We start from the raw sequence: 19,331 nt of genomic DNA on the forward strand, positions 1-19,331 counted from the left end.
AATCAGCTCTTTTTTTGTATAATAAAAGTAATATATTAATTCTTTCACAAGGAAGGCGAGACGCATGGAGCACGATAGAATAGTAGCTTTAGATGGGCCACTTAACTTTAGAGATATTGGCGGCTACAAAAATAATAAAGGCCAGCATGTAAAGTGGAATAAAATTTATCGTTCCGATTCGCTTAGTTCTTTATCAAAAGAAGATGAACAAAAACTAGTTGATCGCCGGATTGTTGTAGATATCGATTTACGTTCTACCTATGAACAAAACGCCGCTCCAGACAAGCAATGGCCTGGTGTTAGATATGTAGATGCACATATTTATTCGGATAATCCTAAGGAAAATAAGGGTGATAATAAGCTGTTTCGCTTTATTCACCATATCCCCGACATGGGTGACAATTCCCTAGGTAAAATTTACCAACAGGTTTTGCTTAATTCACACAGCCAAGAAGAATTTGCAAAAATCTTCGCGGAGTTAATTGAACTGCCTGAAGAAGATGCTCTTGTCTATCACTGCAGTGCCGGCAAAGACCGTACCGGTATGACATCAGCCTTGATTTTGACTGCACTCGGCGTTGATGATGATACGATTGCACAAGATTATCTGTTGACCAATGAACTTTACGATTTTGCTATTTCCAAGCAATATCCTGATGAAAATCAAATTGCCAAACTCGTTTCCAAAATGAATTTGACCAAGGGCGAAGGCCCAGCTATCCGCGGCATTACCGAAACTATCCGTAAAGGTTGGGGCAGTTTTGATAACTTCTTCAAAAAAGAGATTGGTTTTAGTCAAAAAGATCTAGATAGATTTAGAAAGATGTACTTAGAATAGGAATAAAATGACAACTTTATCTGATGTAGCTAAAGAAGCAAACGTCTCCAAAATGACGGTATCACGGGTAATCAACCACCCTGAACAAGTAACGCCAGAATTGCGTGCCATGGTTGAAAAGGCGATGGAGTCTTTAAACTATCATCCAAATTCTATCGCGCAGGCTTTAGTCAATAATCGTTCTAACGTGGTTAAGTTCGTTACACTAGAAGATATCGATACAACAGAGCCATATTATATTAACCTGCTGTTTGGTTTTGCTCGCGGCTTGAATTCTAAGCAATATGCGATGCAACTGGTAACGGATTCTGATCAGATTGAAAAGGGCCGTGCCGATGGCTATTTGATTACTGGTGCCCGTAACAAAAACTACGATATGTTTGATAAGCTGGATAAGCCATTTGTTTTATTTGGTGAAAATCACCGCGGCTATGATTTCGTTGATAGCGATAATCAAATGGGAGAAAAAATGGCCACGCAGTATGCCTTAGATCGCCTGTATAAGCACATTATTTTTATCGGGATCGATATTAAGGAACCTTTTGAATACTCACGTGAAGCCGGCTATATTAACACGCTGCAGCAACACCAATTAATTCCGCAGATTTATCGTGTGGCCAACCACAGTCACGTGGCAGAAAAAGTTGTTCGTGAACACTTTAAGGAGTTCAAAAAGGATACCTGTTTTATCTGTGCTAGTGACCGTATTGCAATTGGTGTTGTGCGGGCATTGCAGAGCCAAGGCGCACGAATTCCAGAAGATTTTGGTGTAATCGGCTTTGATGGCGTCTTCTTGGACCAAGTTTCAAATCCTAAGTTGACCACGATTAAGCAGCCAATTTTTGAAATGGGCGAAATGCTGGCCAAGATGCTTTTGCAAAAGATCGCCCAATCAGGTTCACCCCAAGGCGAGATTATGCTTAAGCCTAAATTAGTTAGACGACAAACAACTAGATAGTGGAAATGCACATTTGACACAAGTCGTGTGCATTTTTTGATTTGAAAAATCTTTTCATATCGCGAATGAAAGCGCTATACTTAAAACTAAGGGATAAGTTATAAAGAATCAATTCGGAAACAGAGGTCAGGTTATGAAAAAAGTTTTAGCAATTAATTCAGGTAGTTCATCTTTTAAATACAAGTTATTTTCTTTTCCAGATGAAAGAGTAATCGCTTCAGGTATGGCTGACCGTGTAGGAATGGAAAATGCGGTATTTAAGATTAAACTTAGCAATGGTAAAGAGTACATCAAAAACACAGCAATTCCTAACCAAGCTGCAGCCGTTAAATTATTAATGGATGATTTGAAGAAATTCAATGTAGTTAAAGACTTAAAAGAATTTGCTGGTGTAGGCCACAGAGTCGTTAACGGTGGTGAAATCTTCAAGGATTCAGCCCTGATTGACCAAAAGAAACTCCAACAAATCTTTGACTTGGGTGAATTGGCACCATTGCACAATATCCCTGAAGCTACAGGTATCAAGGCTTTCATGGAAACTATTCCTAGCGTGCCACAAGTAGCTGTATTTGATACTTCATATCATACAAGTCTTGACCCAATTCATTACCTTTATTCAATTCCTTATAAGTATTACAAAGAAGACAGCATCCGTAAGTATGGTGCACACGGTATTTCAGTTGAATATGTAGCTCACCGTGCTGCCAGAATGATGGGCAAGAACCCTAACATCGTTAAGTTAATTGTTTGTCACTTGGGTTCAGGTGCTTCAGTTACGGCAGTTAAAAACGGCAAGTCCTTCGATACTTCAATGGGCTTCAGTCCTTTGACTGGTGTAACAATGGGTACGCGTAGCGGTGACTTTGACCCATCTGCTTTGCGACAATTGATGCATAAAACAGGTATGTCAATTGATGATGCCGTTGATATGCTTAACCATGAATCTGGTTTGCTGGGTATCTCAGGCATTTCATCTGACATGCGTGACTTGATCGAAAGCAAGGAAAAGAGAGCTAAGCTTGCTCGTCGTATCTTTATTAACCGTATTGTTCGTTATGTTGGTGCATATGCCGCAGAAATGGACGGCGTTGACGGTATTGTGTTTACTGCCGGTGTTGGTGAACACGATTCAGGCGTTCGTGCTGGTGTAATGTCATACTTGAAGTACTTAGGTTTAAGACCAGACTACAAGGCTAACAGAACTAACGGTGAGAAGTTTATTTCAATGCCGGATTCAAAGGTAAAGGCTTTGGTTGTGCCAACAAACGAAGAGTTGATGATTGCTCGCGAAGTCATCCGTTTGACACGTTAACAAAAAATATTGCTAGACAATGAGTGCATCCCCAAACAGGGATGCACTTTTTTGATACCGCTAACATATCGCTATGTGTTGAAAACGGTTTCTCCAATCAACTAAACTATGCATGGAGGAAAAAATTATGGCACATTGGTACGATCACGCAATTATTTATCAAATTTATCCTAAGTCTTTCCAAGATAGCAACGATGACGGTATCGGCGATCTTAACGGTATTCGCAAACGTATCCCATATTTAAAGAATTTGGGCATCAACGCAGTGTGGCTGAATCCTATTTTCGTTTCGCCTCAAGTAGACAACGGTTATGATGTCTCAAATTACTTTGCTATCGATCCTCACATGGGGACGATGGAAGACATGGAGAACTTAATTAAGGACTTACACAAAGCAGGCATCCATCTCATCATGGACTTCGTTTTGAACCACACTTCAGATCAACATCCTTGGTTCCAAGATGCAATCAAGAATCCAGATAGCCTGTATCGTGATTACTATATTTTCGCTGGGCACGACAATAAACGTCCTAACAACTGGGGATCATTCTTTGGTGGCAGCGTATGGGAACCAGATCCAGCTGGAACCGGTCAATCATATTTCCACTTGTTTGACAAGCACATGCCAGACCTTAACTGGAAGAACCCTGAAGTACGTCACGCAATGCTTGAAGTGGCTGAATTCTGGCTTAAGAAGGGGATTGATGGTTTACGTCTTGATGCCTTTATTCACATCGGCAAGGCTGATTTAAGACAAAACTATCCTACTGTTGATGGCAATACCGAGCCAGTTGTCGCAGAGCCATTCTTTGCCAACTTACCACAAGTGCAAGAGTGGATGAGACCATTCTGTGAACAAATCAAGCAAGATTATCCTGATGCATTGCTGTTAGGTGAAGCTGCCAGTGCAAGTGTCAACTTGGCCGTTGATTATACTTCAAAACGTAATAATTTAATGGATAGCGTAATCACATTCCGCTACTTCACTGAAGATGATTCAAACGTCGACAAGCGTTTTTCAGCCCAATACCAACCTAAAGATCTTGATATGACAGCCTTTAAGCAAAACCAAGTTGTTTGGCAACAGACTTTAGCTGGTGTATCTCAACCAACTTTGTACTGGAATAACCATGATATGGCTAGAATTGCGACTAGAGTTGCTAAGACACAAACGCAGGCTAAGAGTTTGGCTATGTTGATGTATTTGCAACGCGGAATTCCAGTTATCTATTACGGTGAAGAGCTTGGCTTGAAGAACCTGCACTTTGATAACGTTGATCAATTTGAAGATCAAACTGTTGGCCCTTGGCTTAAGGATGCAGAAAAAATTATCGGCAAAGACAAGGCTTTAGCCATGGTTAGCGACACACATAAATTGCCAGCTCGTGGTACAATGCCATGGAATGACACTAAGAATCACGGCTTTACCGAAGGAACACCATGGATAAACGGAACTAGTCAAAATGATGCTACAGTAGCTAGCGAAGTTAACGCCGATGGCAGCATGTTTACTTTCTATAAAGATATATTGGAACTTAAGAAAGAAGCTTTGTTCCAAGATGGCACTTACTACATGATCTCAACTGATAAAGACAGTTACGTATATAAAAGAGACTTAAACGATGAAAGTGCCATCGTAGCTGTTTCATTAAGTGATAAAAAGACGAAGATCAAGCTTCCTGCTGGCTATACTACAGAAGCTTTGAAAGCCGGAGAATACAAATTAACTGACGGAGTATTAACCTTGATGCCTTATGCAGGCGTTGTGTTGAAAAAGGAGAATTAAAATATGCAATTAGCTGCTTTAAAGCACCGAACTGAGAGTGAAGATAGTTTTGTAATTGATCCTAAGCACGTTCGCGTTCGTTTTCACAGTGCAAAGGGCGATGTTGAAAAGGTAATTGTTCACTACTGCGATAACTATTTGCCACTGAAATACGCAAAAACGATTGAAATGGATAAAATCGGCGAAGGACAAGTAGAAGATCACTGGGGTGCTACGCTTGAAGCACCATTTCACCGTTTAAAGTACACCTTCGAAGTTATTGGTAAAGATGGTACCAGCGTAGTTTACGGTGATCGTGCTATCAGCAGCGACATCGAAGCCACAGTTAATAAAGACGGATCATACTTTAAGATTCCATATTGTCATGAAATCGATATGGTTAAAACACCTGAATGGGTTAAGCATACCGTTTGGTATCAAATCTTCCCTGAACGTTTTGCTAACGGCGACAAGTCTAACGACCCAAAGAATGTAAAGCCATGGAACCCATCCGATCATCCTGGCCGTGAAGACTACTACGGCGGTGACTTACAAGGTGTGCTCGACCACTTAGACTACCTTAAGAAGTTGGGCGTTAACGGCTTGTACTTCTGTCCTATTTTTAAGGCTGGTTCAAACCACAAGTACGACACAATCGACTACTTACAAGTTGACCCAGAATTTGGTGATAAAGATTTGTTTGCCAAGGTGGTTAATGAAGCTCACGCTCGCGGCATGAAGGTTATGCTTGACGCGGTATTCAACCACTTGGGTGACAAGTCAATGCAATGGCAAGATGTAGTCAAGAATGGCCCAAGTTCACGTTTTGCTAACTGGTTCCACATTAATAAGTATCCAGTTGAACCATATCATGACCCATTGAAGGGTGAAGGCGACCCACAATTTGATACCTTTGCTTTTGAAAAGCACATGCCAAAATTGAACACTGCTAATCCAGAAGTGCAAGATTTCTTGCTTGAAATCGCAACCTACTGGGTAAAATACTTTGATATTGATGCATGGCGCCTTGATGTGGCTAACGAAGTAGACCACCACTTCTGGAAGAAATTCCACAAGGCAGTTACCGACATTAAGCCAGACTTCTATGTTGTAGGTGAAATTTGGCACTCAGCACGTCCATGGCTTAACGGCGATGAATTCACTGGCGTTATGAACTACCCTTACACTTTGCAGATCGAAGATCACTTCTTTAAGAACAAGTTGACTGCTACGCAATTGACTAGAAGATTGACCGACCAATTGATGAAGTACAGGGATGAAACCAATGCCGGCATGATGAACATGCTTGATTCGCACGACACAGCCAGAATTTTAACTGTGGCTAATGGTGATCAAGACTTGGCATTACAAGCTCTTGCTTTTGAATTTATGCAAAAGGGTAGTCCATGTATTTACTACGGTACTGAAATGGGCATGTCCGGCGGCAACGATCCAGATTGTCGTAAGCCAATGGACTGGTCAAAAGAAGATGGCCCAGTATGGCAAAGAGTTCACAGCTTAATTGAATTCCGTTTAAAGCATGATGAAACCTTTGGTAAAGGCCAAATTAAGTTACACGTAACAGAAGATGGCTTAATTGAAGTCGATCGAGCAGGCAAAGAACAGATTCATGCCTACTTTAATACCACAAAAAAGAATGTAAAAATTTCTTGTGAAAATGCATTTAGTCAAAATTATGAAAATGGCGAATTAGCTCCAAAGGGCTTTGTAGTCGAGGTTCGTTAAAAGTTACTTTTAATAAGCAATCTAAAAGAAGGTAGATTAAGTTCCGCCTTCTTTTTTTGATTAATTAATTCTGATACCGGTAACATGCATTTGGATATTGTAAACCGCTTTCAATTCAAGGATAATGAAAGCGTAAACAAAAGAGCACATCAATAATTTGCGGGAGATATGTAATTTATGAAACGAATTTTTGAAATTGACCCTTGGAAGGTAATTACCCATAACTTCGATCCAAAAGATAAAAGATTGCAAGAAAGTATGACTGCAATCGGTAATGACTACATGGGTATGAGAGGAAACTTTGAAGAAGGTTACTCAGGTGACAGTCTTCAAGGTACATACTTAGCTGGGGTTTGGTTCCCAGACAAAACTGTAGTTGGTTGGTGGAAGAACGGTTATCCAAAATACTTTGGTAAGACCCCTAACGCACCAAGCTTTATCGGAATTGGAATTACAGTAAATGGTGAAAAGGTCGACTTGGCTAAAGTAAAATTTGACGATTTTGAATTAGCACTCGATATGCACCAAGGCCTTCTTACAAGAAGCTTTGTTTATGAAGGCAAGGACGTTAAAGTAAAATTTGAATTTGAACGTTTCCTTCACATCATTCAAAAAGAAGCTGCTTTGATCAAAGTTAAAGCGACTGTACTTGAAGGTCACGCAAAGATTGATTTTGATTCAACTTTAGACGGTACTGTTGTTAACGAAGACAGTAACTACGGTGATCGCTTCTGGATTCCACTTGGCGAAGACAAGGATGAAAAGAGCATCCAAGTTAAAACTAAGGCAAATCCTTATGACGTTCCACAATTCACTGTTTTGCTTAAAGAAAGCTTACGTCATAACGGTGAAACGGTTAACGGCGACGTTACTACTGAAGATGCAAAATTAAGCGAAAAGTTTTCAGTAGACTTAAACGAAAACGAAAGTTACGAACTTGAAAAAGATGTCATTGTTGTAACTAGCCGCGACGTTGAAGACAAGGATCAAGCTGTTGTAGCTGACAATTTAATGAAGAAACTTCAAGCAAAGAGCTTCGGTGAAAACTTAGCAGATCATACCGAAGCTTGGAAGAAGCGCTGGGAAACCAGTGATGTTGAAATTGCCGGCGATGATGCAGCTCAACAAGGTATTCGTTTCAATATTTGTCAATTATTCATGACTTATTACGGCGAAGACAAACGCTTGAACGTTGGTCCTAAAGGCTTTACCGGTGAAAAGTACGGTGGTGCTACTTACTGGGACACTGAAGCTTACATCGTTCCAATGTACTTAGCCGTAACCAAGCCAAGCGTTACAAGAGCACTTCTTCAATATCGTCACGATCAATTGCCAGGTGCTTACCATAACGCTAAGGAACAAGGTTTGCCAGGTGCATTGTTCCCAATGGTTACCTTTAACGGTATTGAATGTCACAACGAATGGGAAATCACCTTTGAAGAAATCCACAGAAATGCGGACATTCCTCACGCAATTGCTATGTACACTGATTATACTGGCGACGACAGCTACGTTAAGAACGAAGGTATGGACGTCTTAGTTGGTACCGCAAGATTCTGGGCAGCTAGAGTTCACTGGTCAAAGTGGCGTAACAAGTACGTAATGCACGGTGTAACGGGTCCAAACGAATACGAAAACAACGTCAACAACAACTGGTTCACCAACACTATGGCAAGATGGCTCCTTAAATACACTTTGGAACGCTTGCCACTTGCCACTAAGGAAGCTCAAGAAAGAGTTCGCGTAACTGATGAAGAAAAAGCTAAATGGCAAGACATTGTAGACAAGATGTACTTACCAGAAGATAAGGAACGCGGCATCTTCTTACAACAAGATGACTTCTTAGACAAGGACATTCGTCCAGTTAGCGAAATCGAAGATCAACGCCCAATTAACCAACACTGGTCATGGGACAAGATCTTAAGATCACCATTCATCAAGCAAGCCGATGTTTTACAAGGTATCTACTTCTTGAACGATGAATACACGATGGAACAAAAGGAAAAGAACTTCGACTTCTACGAACCATTAACAGTTCACGAAAGTTCACTTTCACCATGTATTCACTCAATCTTAGCTGCTGAACTTGGCAAGCAAAAGAAGGCTGTTGAGCTTTACCAAAGAACTGCTCGTCTTGACCTTGATAACTACAACAACGATACCGTTGATGGTTTGCACATCACTTCAATGAGTGGTTCATGGCTTGCAATTGTTCAAGGTTTCGCAGGTATGCGTTACGACCACGATCAATTGAAGTTCAACCCATTTGTTCCTGAAGGCTGGGATCACTACAGCTTTAAGATTAACTACCGCGGTCGTTTGATCGAAGTTTATGTTGATCATGAAGGAACTAAGCTTACTTTGCTTAAGGGCGAAGACATTGATGTCTTAGTTCATGATAAGAAAGTTACTCTTAAAGAAGGTGAAACTACAAATGCTTAAAGGATTGTTATTCGATTTAGATGGTGTTTTAACCAACTCAGCTAAGTTTCACCTTACAGCTTGGAACAATTTAGCTAAGGAATTAGGCATTACCTTAACGGATGCTCAACTTGATAGCTTACGTGGTATTTCAAGAATGGATTCACTTAACTTGATCTTGAAATACGGCGGTCAAGAAGACAAATACACTGAAGCAGAAAAAGAAAAATTCGCTGCAGAAAAGAACGCTAAGTTTGTTGAACAAGTTGAAACAATGACGCCAGAGGACATCTTGCCTGGTATTCCTGAATTATTAGCAGATGCCAAGAAGCAAAACTTAAAGATGGTAATTGCTTCTGCTTCAAAGAATGCACCTAAGATTTTAACTAGATTAGGCATCATGGATGAATTTGATGGAATCGTTGATCCAGCAACTCTTCACCATGGTAAGCCAGATCCAGAAATTTACATCAAGGCGCAAGAAATTGCTGGTTTAAAGGCAAACGAAGTGATCAGCTTCGAAGATGCTAAGGCCGGTGTTGAAGCAATTAAGGCTGCTCATCAATTTGCAGTCGGCATTGGCGATAAAGAGCTTTTAAAGGAAGCTGACTACATCGTTCCAACAACTGCTGATCTTAAGCTTAGTGAAATTGAAAAAGTTTTTGAAGAAAAAGAATAAAAGTTAGAGAGTAGGGAAAACAATGGTTGAGGTTGATTTAAACCATATTTACAAGAAATACGAAGGAAATGATAAGTATTCTGTAAATGACTTTGACTTACATATTAAAGATAAGGAGTTCATCGTTTTCGTTGGACCGTCTGGTTGTGGTAAGTCAACTACATTAAGAATGGTTGCTGGTTTGGAAGACATCAGTAAAGGTACTTTGGAAATTGATCACAAGGTAATGAACGATGTCGCTCCAAAGGATAGACACATTGCGATGGTTTTCCAGAACTACGCTTTGTATCCACACATGACTATTTATGACAATATTGCTTTCAGCCTTAAATTACGTCACGTAGATAAAGCTGAAATTGATAAACGTGTTCATAAGGCCGCTAAGATGTTGGGCTTGGAAGAATACTTAGATAAAAAGCCAGGCGCTTTGTCCGGTGGTCAACGTCAGCGTGTTGCTTTAGGGCGTGCGATTGTACGTAGTGCCCCTATTCTATTAATGGACGAACCTCTTTCTAATTTGGACGCTAAGCTTCGTGTATCAATGCGTGCCAACATTGCCAAGCTGCACCAACAACTTGGCACAACCACTATTTACGTAACTCACGACCAGACTGAAGCCATGACTTTGGCTGACAGAATCGTAGTTATGTCAGTAGGTAAGGTTGAACAAATTGGCACACCACTTGAGGTTTACAACCACCCAGTTAACCAATTCGTTGCTGGATTTATCGGTTCACCTCAAATGAACTTCTTTAACGTCCATTACAAAGACCAAAGAATTTCTGATGGCAAGGGTCTTGATATCGAAGTCCCTGAAGGTAAAGCTAAGATGCTTGAACAAAAGGGATACAACGATAAGGATGTTGTCTTTGGTATTCGTCCAGAAGACATCCACTCAGAAGAATCATTTATGGAAACTTGGCCAAACTCAGTTATTGAATCCAAGGTTGTTGTTTCAGAACTTTTGGGTTCAATCATCCAACTTTATCAAGAAGTTGACGGAACTGAATTTGTAGCCTTGGTAAACGCTCGTGATTATCACAAGCCAGGCGATAAGGTAAAGATGGGCTTCGATGTTAACAAAGCTCACTTCTTTGATAAAGACACCACAAAGGCTATCGTTAACTAATTTTAATTAAAGCTTACAACCATATGTAGCAAAGGCTACTGTTGTTAAGAAATTGTTTATTGTTTTGATTTTTTAGGAGGAAAAAGTCATGAAGTTTTGGAAGAAAATGGCTTTAGGTAGTACTGCTGTTTTAGCTGCTATGTCACTTGCAGCTTGTTCAAACGGTTCATCAAATTCATCAAGTAGTAGTAGCGGCTCAAACAAGAGTGCTAATTTGACCCTTTGGGTAGATACTGAACAAGTTCCTTACTACAAGCAAATTGCTAAGGACTTTACTAAGAAGAACAAGAACATTAAGGTTCGTGTTGTTCAAAGTCCTAACGGTTCAGCTAACGCTAAGACTGATGTTGGTAAGGACCCATCAAAGGCTGCCGATGTATTTGAAGTTCCTAACGACCAATTAGGTCAAATGGCTGAAGCTGGTTACATTAACCCACTTTCACCTTCAGCAACTAAAGACATTAAGGCTAACTACATTAGCGTTGCATCAAAGGGTGTAACTTGGAAGAACAAGATTTACGCATTCCCATACGCACAACAAGCTCAAACTCTTTACTACAACAAGTCTAAGCTTTCTGCCAACGACGTTAAGGATTGGAAGACTTTAACCTCTAAGGGTGTTGTAGCTACTGACTTTACTAACGCATACGTAATGTGGCCAGTAATGTTCTCAGCAGGTACAAAGCTTTACGGTGACAACGGGGAAGACCTTAAGGGTTCAACATTTAACTCAACTAACGGTGTAAACGCATTGAAGTGGTACGCAGCTCAAAAGAACAACAAGGGCGTAATGCAAACTTCAAACGCTTTAAACCAATTGAAGAAGGGTAACGCACAAGCTATTCTTGATGGTCCATGGAACGCAGCTAACATTAAGAAGATCTTAGGCAAGAACTTCGCAGTTGCTAAGTATCCTAAGATTGACGTTGGTGGTAAGAAAGTACAAATGGAAGCATTCCTTGGTATCGAAGGCTTCGCAGTTAACTCACACACCAAGAACGCTAAGGCCGCTTCAGAGTTAGCTGCTTACATCACTAACAAGAAAGCTCAATTAATTGCTCACAAGGAAGCTGGTCAAATTCCTGTACTTAAGGCTGCTGTAAACTCAAGTGCTGTTAAGAGTGACCCAGTTGCTGAAGCTGTAATTGAAATGGCTAAGCCAGGTAACTCAGTATTGCAACCAAAGCTTCCACAAATGGCAACATTCTGGAACGAAGCAGCTCCACTTATCAGTGGTACTTACGACGGCAAGATCAAGCCAGCACAATACAAAGCAAAGCTTGCTAAATTGCAAAAAGATATTTCAAAGAAATAATTTAAATCAAATATTTCTTAAAGCATAAGCAAAGGTTGGCAAAAAATTCCAACCTTTTTGCCTAAGAAGGGGAGAAGTTATGTTTCTAAAGAAAAAGCATGTAGCTCCTAAAGCAACATATCGCGAAGTATGGTCTAAAGGCGATGCTGCTACCAAATTATCATTCTTTATAATGGGTAGCAACGCCTTATCCAACAAGCAATGGGCAAAAGGTCTCGTATTTCTGATTTCAGAAATCGTATTCATTGCTTGGTTCGTACTTAGCGGTGTTCCAACTTTAAACTCGTTAGCTACATTAGGTACTGATAAAACAAAAAAAGTTGTCTATGATGCCGCGCAAGGTGTTTATGTCACCAAGCAACCTTCAAACTCAGTTTTGATTTTGCTGTTCGGTGTTTTGGCTATCATGTTATGTATTGTAATGATTGCTCTTTACATCGCCAACTTAAAATCAACTAGACACAACTACGTTTTGAAGCGTGATGGTGAACATATCGCAACTAACGTTGAAGAACTTAAGAGTTTGCTCGACACTCGTTTGCACGCAACCTTAATGTTTATTCCATTAGTTGGTATTCTGTTCTTCACGGTTTTGCCAACGGTCTTCATGATCTCGATGGCTTTTACCAACTATGATCGTCAACACCCAATTGCCTTCTCTTGGACCGGGTTTCAAGCGTTCGGTAATGTGCTTAGTGGTGACCTTGCTGGTACTTTCTTCCCAGTATTAGGCTGGACTTTGATTTGGGCTGTAGCTGCTACTGCTACTACCTTCTTCTTCGGAGTATTGCTTGCCTTATTGATCGAATCAAAGGGTATTAAGTACAAGGCATTCTGGAGAACTATCTTCGTAATTATTTGGGCTGTCCCACAATTCGTATCACTTTTGATGATGGCTCAATTCTTGGACTACCAAGGTGCTTTGAACAACATCTTGATGAACTTGCACTGGATTAGTTCGCCAATTCACTTTATTGACAACCAAGCTTCTCCATTAGTTGCAAGATTAACCGTTATTATCGTTAACATGTGGATTGGTATCCCAGTTTCAATGTTAGTTTCAACTGCGATTATCCAAAACTTACCACAGGATCAAATTGAAGCTGCCAAGATTGACGGTGCTAACGCAGCACAAATCTTCAGATCAATCACTTTCCCACAAATCTTATTTGTTATGGCACCTTCACTTATTCAACAATTCATTGGTAACATCAACAACTTCAACGTTATCTTCTTGCTGACTGGTGGTGCACCAATGAACAGTAAATATAACGGCGCCGGATCGACTGACTTGCTGGTAACGTGGCTATATAACTTGACCTTCGGGCAAGAGCAACGTTATAACGCATCAGCGGTACTAGGTATCTTAATCTTCATTATTAGTGCGGTTGTCTCGCTGATAGCTTACAGACACACTAATGCTTACAAGGAGGGCTAGACATGAAGTCATATACAAATCAAAGACGGCTCTCATTAATCTTCCGGTATATTCTCTTAGCGCTTTTAGCAATTATCTGGATTTTACCAATTGTGTGGATCGTCTTAGCAAGTTTTTCATATAACGATACTGGATTTGTTTCGACCTTCTGGCCAGAACAATTCACGTTGCAGAACTATATTGGGATTTTTACGAACCCACAATATCCATTTGGTAACTGGATTATTAACACATTGATTGTTTCTCTTGCATCAATGATCGTTTCAACATTCTTGACTATTTCAGTTGCTTACGTTCTGTCACGTCTTCGTTTTAGATTTAGAAAACCATTCTTGCAAATTGCTTTGGTTCTTGGGATGTTCCCAGGCTTCATGTCAATGATCGCTTTGTACTACATCTTAAAGGGTCTTAACATGTTAAACCTCTTTGGTTTATTCTTGGTTTACGTTGGTGGTGCCGGCCTTGGCTTCTACGTTGCTAAAGGATTCTTCGATACTATTCCTAGATCAATTGACGAAGCTGCCGAAATCGACGGTGCTACTAAGTGGCAAGTATTCATCCACATTGGTTTACCACTTTCAAAGCCAATGATCGTTTATACTGCTTTGACTGCTTTCATTGCTCCATGGACAGACTTCATTTTCTCAGGTATTATTCTTTCAACCTCAGGAAATGCCAAGACCTACACGGTTGCTTATGGTTTGTACAACATGGTGCACACAGCCAAAGGTAATGCGACTGCATACTTCGCACAATTCGTTGCAGGGTGTGTAATCATCGCGATCCCTATTACTATCTTGTTTGTCTTCATGCAGAAGTTCTATGTTAACGGAATTACTGCTGGTGCAGATAAGGGCTAATCAAAAATTTGCTTATGCTAAAAACGTCTTGCTTTGTGCAAGGCGTTTTTGTGTAGCGCTGATAAAAAAGAGTGGTTTATTTTCGAACTATCAAGATCTTTGCGTGCTAGAATGAAGGCGGGAGAAACTGGATTAGTTTCGTAAGGACATAAAAGTGAATAAAATAAAAATAATTCAGGGCGATATTACCAAGATGAAGGCAGATGCCATCGTTAATGCAGCTAATAATTCGCTTCTTGGTGGAGGTGGCGTTGATGGTGCTATTCATGCAGCTGCTGGTCCTTGCTTGTTAGAAGAATGTATGACGCTACACGGTTGTCATACAGGAGATGCGAAGATTACATTAGGCTATGATTTGCCTGCCAAACATGTAATTCACACGGTTGGCCCTGTATATTCTGGGATGCATAGCGATGATGAGTCGCTGGAATCTTGTTATCGTACCTCTTTAAATGTAGCTAAAAATGCAAATCTGCACAGTATTATCTTTCCGGCCATATCTACTGGAGCGTTTGGTTTCCCAGCAAAAATTGCTTATAAGACAATTACAGATTGGCAAAAAGAAAATAAAGCATATAAGATGCAAGTTGCTATGTGTGCATATGATGATAAAACTTATCAATTGTACAAGCAAATTGCAGCATAAGAAAAACTGTTTAGTTTCAAACCAATGTCATTAAGTTAAGACATTGACAATTAAGGGGGCTTTTTTAGAGATCGAATCATTTGGATTCGATCTCTTTTTTTGTATAAAATAAAGGCGAAAAGACCTGCCTTTTCGCCTATCTTATATATTTTAAACCTTCAAAATTATTGCCAGAAAGCTGGTGTTAATTATGAAAGCCCTTCATAAGAATATTCTAGAACGTCTTGATCAAATTATCAATAATACTGGGGATCATATTCACGATTTTATTAATAATCCTCATGCTTTTACCAGGAAACGCAATTTAGATGCAGCGACAGTCCTTAAAACTACAATTAACATGCAAGGTCAGAATTTAAACAGTGAACTCTTTAGAGCTTTTGGCGAAGATGCAACTAAAAAGAACGATAAAGTAGTTAGTACTTCTGCCTATGTTCAACGCAAAAGCCAGCTTTCTCCTGCTTGTTTTAAACATATTCTGACTGTTTTTAATCAAAATCTATTTAATATTCAACTTTTTGATCATCACTACCGTTTGTTTGCCATTGATGGCTCTGACTTTAATCAAATCTGGAATCCGAAATCGAATAACATTGTACAAGCTTCTTCTCATAAAAAGAAACCCTATTGTCAAATTCACGTTAATGCCTTATATGATCTATTGAATAATACCTACCAGGATTGTATTTTTCAGCCTAAATCAGAAATGGATGAACGCAAAGTGGCTGTTCAAATGCTTAAAGCTTTGAATTGTGGTCCATATATTGTAACAATGGATCGTGGCTACACTAGTTTCAATATGATTGAAAACTGCAATCGCCTGCCTAACTGTCATTACATAATACGAACTAAGGCTGGACAAGGCGGAGTTAAAGAAATAACGACATTGCCTGATCAAGAATGTGATCGTGAGATTTCCTGCCTGGTAACTACTTCTAACTATTACTACATCACGCATAAAGCCAGTGAGAATATTCACCATGTCCAGCATCATTATCGCCAATATATTAAGTATCGCTCTAAAAATACCCAGGATCTAAGCTGGGATTTTGGCGAGTTATGCACAATAAAATTTCGAGCCTGCAAATTTAGAATTAATGATGCCAAATCAGGCAAAGAAGAATGGGAAGTTGTGCTAACCAATCTTGATCGAAAAAATTATTCGCTAAAAAGAATTAAAGAGCTTTATCATCTGCGTTGGGGTATTGAGACCTCCTTCAAGAAATTGAAGTATTCTTTAGGCAGCGTACAGTTCCATTCCAAACAAGATAAATTTATTGAAATGGAAATTTATGCCCATATGATTATGTTTAATGCAATCAGTCAAATTGATGCACAGGCCTATATTCCGCAAAAGCATTGCAAGTATCAATATGCCATCAATTTCAAGCAATCATGCTTGATTATTCAGAGCATGTATTTGGCTTCTTCTTTAACGCAAGATTTTGAACGGATCCTTATTCAGATCAGCTATTATACCATTCCAATTAGACCAGGCCGCAAGGACAAGAGAAATATTAAGCCCAAATCAGCTGTATATTATTTATATCGCGTAGCTTAAAAAAGCAGAATCTGTGCTATGCCTTATTTGTTGTACGAAAAAAGCACCAATTTAACCAATTAAATGTTAAATCAGTGCTTTAAAAGTCTAATATTAATTGTCAATGTCTTAACTTAATGACATTGGTTTCAAACTAAACAGCTTTTTTGATAGTATGTTTATTCATCGCGATACGATATTCCCCAGGCAAAGATCAAAACCAACAAGAAGTTGAGTAAAAGAGTAAATCCAGTTACCCAGAATACTGTTGCATAATTTGATAAACCGGAAATCATTGAACCCATTAATGAACCAAGAACGGCACCAACAGCCTGGAATGACTGGTTATATGAAAAAATACGGCCGAAACTTTCACTTGGTGTGTTCAAGGTCAAAACAGTTTGAGCGGCTGGCAACATCCCCGCACTGGCAATTCCTAACAAGAATCTCAAACCTGCCAGAACCCACGGATTATTAGTTAATGCCATTGGAATAAATAGGATAAAGCCAACAATTAAACCAATTCTTAATACTCTCAAAGGTCCAACTTCATCCATCTTATGTCCAATCTTTGATGCAGCAATCAAAGTACCAAGTCCTGGTGTTGCGGCAACAACACCGGCAACCAAAGCCACGTTTTTACCGTTAGGCATCATCGATTTAACATAGAGCGAAACAATAGGATCGATTGACATGGTTGATGATTGAACAAGCATGGTAGTGATGAACATAACGATGATCAATTTTACACTAGGCAAACTCTTCATGATTTCACCCATAGGTTTCATCTTTTCACGAGAAATTGGAGTGAAGTCTTCGTGAACCAAGAATGTGGTGCCTAAAAATACTAGGAACATCAAAAATCCAGTAATAAAGAATGGGATACGATAGCCCCAGGCACCGCCAAGCCAGTTACCAAAGAAACTTGATAATGCACCACCTAAAAGTGGACCAACTAGGTTGCCGGCAGTTCCGGCGGTCATCATTTGACTCATTACCCAACCACTTCGTTGGTGCGGCGTTTCGCCAGCCATTAATGCCGTTGCATTATTGATATAACCGGAAAAAGCTCCCTGAATAAAACGCATAACGACGATATAAATAGCGTTTGGTGCAAAACCGGTTAAGGTGATGGTCAATGCCATAACACCAGAGGCACGCATACACATTAACTTTCTGCCTTTACGGTCAGCTAAGTTTCCCCAATATGGAGAAACAATTGCCTGGGCAATAAATGTCATGGCAAATGCCAAACCTGAGTAAAGATTGATTTGAAATTTGGAATAATTACCTAAATCAGAAATGAATAGTGAAACAAAAGGCATGGTCATTGAGTAACCCATACCGGTAATAAAACAGCCTAGCCATAGGGTATAAAAGGCCTTATGCCAGCCAGCAGGAAAGGCAATAGATTTTGCAGTAGTCAAAAAGTCATCTCTTTCAAACTAAAAATAAATGTTAATCAATAATATTAATTTTAGCACATGCAAAAAGCTAAAATTTTCCTCAAATTCTTATATAAAGCGTAACTATTGCAATTATAATGTGCTACGATAGTGATTCGAGGAAGGAGTTGTCAAAAGATGGCACATATGTCACGGCGAGAATACCGGATGAAAAAAGAGCATGGCCAAGCAGGTGCTGATCAATCCCGGATTAATTATTCAAGAAGCAAAGTAAATAGCCGAGAAGAATTTAGAAGTAGGAAAATTAGCAATCCGCAACCAATTGATCATGCTAATGTTGCTCGTGCATCTAGAGAAAATACCTCTAGAGAGAATTATCATCACGTTAAGCTAAACTTTTGGACGATTTTCTCGGACCGTCCTTATGTTTCCGTAGCGATCATCGTTTTAGCCCTATTCTTCATTATGATTAAAATGTGGTGGGGCCTGGCAGCATTACTCGTGCTAGTTATTATTGGAATTTTCGTTATCGGACGTAGTCACCACCCAGATCGTGTACTGAGTCTGGAATTCCATATGAAGGCTTCGAGAAAATTAAGCATGCTACGTGCCTTTGAACTTGGTGGCTCAATGGTCATGTTTTTGGCAACTTATATGAAGCAGGTTGTAACGGTCGACTTCTCATCGGCAGGATCAACCGATAGCTTCCAAATCGTCCAAGGCGTGCTTTCAAATAATGGTGGCTACTACGGCCAACAAGGTTCATATTTCTTAAGCTTGCTTAACACTATCACGGGCGGTCAGCTTTGGAGCTCATATCGTTACGCAACTAACAGTGCACAAATGATGAGTAGTAGTTCTGGGCGCTGGATCATTATTTGGATCATGCTTTTAATGATTGCGCCAGCTATTTGCGTTTTGGCTCAATTCTTTAAAGAGCCATATTCAAGAAATGCCACTTTGATTACGTCATTAATTACAACGATCAGTTTTGTTCTAACGCCAGTTTTGATGCGTAGATGGGTTGTCGGTTATGCCATGGAAAATCAAATGACCAGAGCAGCCGCTAATAATGCGGTACACATCGGAACAATGGCTTATGTCGGTATGGCTTGCTCAATCATGGTGTTGGTCATTGCAATTTATCGGTTTGTAAAACAAGATAATTTTGAATAAGGAAAAACTTTAATTTAGTGTTAGATGAGGATTTGATGGAATACTCATCTAGCACTTTTATTTTGTCTAAAATAATTAGCTTACGAATTCATAGATTTATGA

Annotated in this window: 15 protein-coding genes; 14 read left to right on the forward strand and 1 reads right to left on the reverse strand. The window is 39.7% G+C overall.

Annotation, left to right across the window (positions count from 1 at the left end; genetic code table 11):
• The first annotated feature begins 64 nt into the window (after positions 1-64).
• The 13 genes from LA20531_RS06550 (at position 65) to LA20531_RS06610 (ending at position 16,668) form a co-directional block, all read left to right on the forward strand.
• Entirely contained in the window at positions 65-838 is a 774-nt protein-coding gene (locus LA20531_RS06550) for a tyrosine-protein phosphatase (RefSeq protein WP_056939572.1), read from the forward strand.
• A gap of 7 nt (positions 839-845) precedes the next feature.
• The gene (locus LA20531_RS06555; RefSeq protein ID WP_056939573.1) at positions 846-1,796 is read left to right on the forward strand and encodes a LacI family DNA-binding transcriptional regulator; all 951 of its coding nucleotides are present in this window, start codon (positions 846-848) and stop codon (positions 1,794-1,796) included.
• A 133-nt stretch (positions 1,797-1,929) separates the two neighbouring features.
• Positions 1,930-3,108 (forward strand): acetate/propionate family kinase, encoded by a 1,179-nt coding sequence (locus tag LA20531_RS06560; RefSeq protein ID WP_056939574.1) that lies wholly within the window; start codon positions 1,930-1,932, stop codon positions 3,106-3,108.
• 127 nt (positions 3,109-3,235) lie between these two features.
• Positions 3,236-4,894 (forward strand): alpha-glucosidase, encoded by a 1,659-nt coding sequence (locus LA20531_RS06565; RefSeq protein ID WP_056939575.1) that lies wholly within the window; start codon positions 3,236-3,238, stop codon positions 4,892-4,894.
• Between the two features lie 3 nt (positions 4,895-4,897).
• A complete protein-coding gene (locus tag LA20531_RS06570; RefSeq protein WP_056939576.1) occupies positions 4,898-6,619 on the forward strand; it encodes a glycoside hydrolase family 13 protein in 1,722 nt (573 codons plus the stop codon).
• Positions 6,620-6,796: 177 nt separating this feature from the next.
• Positions 6,797-9,061 (forward strand): glycoside hydrolase family 65 protein, encoded by a 2,265-nt coding sequence (locus LA20531_RS06575; protein WP_056939577.1) that lies wholly within the window; start codon positions 6,797-6,799, stop codon positions 9,059-9,061.
• A complete protein-coding gene (pgmB, locus tag LA20531_RS06580; RefSeq protein WP_056939578.1) occupies positions 9,054-9,719 on the forward strand; it encodes a beta-phosphoglucomutase in 666 nt (221 codons plus the stop codon). The genes LA20531_RS06575 and pgmB overlap by 8 nt, the downstream gene beginning before the upstream one ends.
• 22 nt (positions 9,720-9,741) lie before the next feature.
• Positions 9,742-10,848, forward strand: a complete 1,107-nt coding sequence (locus tag LA20531_RS06585; RefSeq protein ID WP_056939579.1) for an ABC transporter ATP-binding protein — start codon at positions 9,742-9,744, stop codon at positions 10,846-10,848.
• A gap of 88 nt (positions 10,849-10,936) precedes the next feature.
• Positions 10,937-12,163 carry an extracellular solute-binding protein gene (locus tag LA20531_RS06590; protein WP_056939580.1) on the forward strand — a complete coding sequence of 409 codons (1,227 nt, stop codon included), beginning with the start codon at positions 10,937-10,939 and terminating at the stop codon, positions 12,161-12,163.
• Between the two features lie 79 nt (positions 12,164-12,242).
• Positions 12,243-13,601, forward strand: coding sequence for a carbohydrate ABC transporter permease (locus tag LA20531_RS06595; RefSeq protein WP_056939581.1), 1,359 nt, complete (start codon positions 12,243-12,245; stop codon positions 13,599-13,601).
• Positions 13,602-13,603: 2 nt separating this feature from the next.
• Positions 13,604-14,461 carry a sugar ABC transporter permease gene (locus LA20531_RS06600; RefSeq protein WP_013438713.1) on the forward strand — a complete coding sequence of 286 codons (858 nt, stop codon included), beginning with the start codon at positions 13,604-13,606 and terminating at the stop codon, positions 14,459-14,461.
• Positions 14,462-14,615: 154 nt separating this feature from the next.
• A complete protein-coding gene (locus LA20531_RS06605) occupies positions 14,616-15,107 on the forward strand; it encodes an O-acetyl-ADP-ribose deacetylase (protein WP_099202303.1) in 492 nt (163 codons plus the stop codon).
• A 190-nt stretch (positions 15,108-15,297) separates the two neighbouring features.
• The gene (locus tag LA20531_RS06610) at positions 15,298-16,668 is read left to right on the forward strand and encodes an IS4 family transposase (RefSeq protein ID WP_099202305.1); all 1,371 of its coding nucleotides are present in this window, start codon (positions 15,298-15,300) and stop codon (positions 16,666-16,668) included.
• 158 nt (positions 16,669-16,826) lie between these two features.
• On the opposite strand, the gene LA20531_RS06615 is transcribed toward LA20531_RS06610, so the two are convergent.
• Positions 16,827-18,074 carry an MFS transporter gene (locus tag LA20531_RS06615; RefSeq protein ID WP_056940729.1) on the reverse strand — a complete coding sequence of 416 codons (1,248 nt, stop codon included), beginning with the start codon at positions 18,072-18,074 and terminating at the stop codon, positions 16,827-16,829.
• Positions 18,075-18,230: 156 nt separating this feature from the next.
• Between LA20531_RS06615 and LA20531_RS06620 the strand changes: the two genes are divergently transcribed.
• Positions 18,231-19,229 (forward strand): cytochrome C5, encoded by a 999-nt coding sequence (locus LA20531_RS06620; RefSeq protein ID WP_099202307.1) that lies wholly within the window; start codon positions 18,231-18,233, stop codon positions 19,227-19,229.
• Positions 19,230-19,331 lie beyond the last annotated feature (102 nt).

The organism is Lactobacillus amylovorus DSM 20531 (genome assembly GCF_002706375.1).
GTDB lineage: Bacteria > Bacillota > Bacilli > Lactobacillales > Lactobacillaceae > Lactobacillus > Lactobacillus amylovorus.